This window comes from bacterium (assembly GCA_024226335.1).
In the GTDB taxonomy this organism is placed as follows: Bacteria; Myxococcota_A; UBA9160; order SZUA-336; family SZUA-336; genus JAAELY01.
In genome coordinates this window covers 1-642 of the sequence record JAAELY010000504.1, presented here as the reverse complement: position 1 = coordinate 642, position 642 = coordinate 1, and the positions used below count along the sequence as shown (strand labels likewise).

The window sequence follows — 642 nt, the reverse complement described above, 5'->3', positions numbered from 1 at the left end:
GCCTCTTCGCGGGCCAGCGCATAGCCGGCCGCCGAGGTGAACGGATTCGACGGCAGCAACGCATTCTGCTCGAGCGTCGTCTTTGTCCATTCGAAGAACCCGTCGACGATCGGTTTGCAGTGCTTGGCTCGTAGCTCGAGACATTTATTCGCGTCGAGCTGTCGCGCACTGATCTTGCCTTCTTCTTCGTAGAGCCTGCGGATCTGCTCCAGCGCTCTTGCTGTCAGCTCGGGCTCGATGTTTTCTGCCTTCAGAAAATGCCGTCGCGTATGCGACCAGCACTGGGCGTGGACGACGCCGTTGATCTGAGCCGCGTACTTCTCGTAGGCCTGGTATCCATCGGTGAGCAGTACGCCGCAGAATTCGCCAAGCGACTTCTTGATGAACGCGCCGGATCGAGAGTCCGAAAATGGAAACACCACTTCGTCGCGATCACCGTAGATCGGCCAGAAGTAGCCGGTCTTCATTGTGCCTTTCCGTTTGCGGCCGGTCCGGATCGGTGTCTCGTCCATCGCTACGACACGGCCGCTGACCACCGAGAAAAGCTGCGCCTCGTAGATCGGCTGCAACAAGTCGGCCATGCGGTGAATGAGATGGGTCAGCGTCGAACGGGCCAGCCGAACTCCCGAGGCTTGCATCCGT

At 59.5% G+C, this 642-nt stretch carries 1 protein-coding gene; it reads right to left on the bottom strand.

From position 1 onward, the window contains the following. Positions 1-642: transposase (locus GY725_24735; GenBank protein MCP4007401.1), on the bottom strand; the 642-nt coding region annotated here is incomplete at both ends.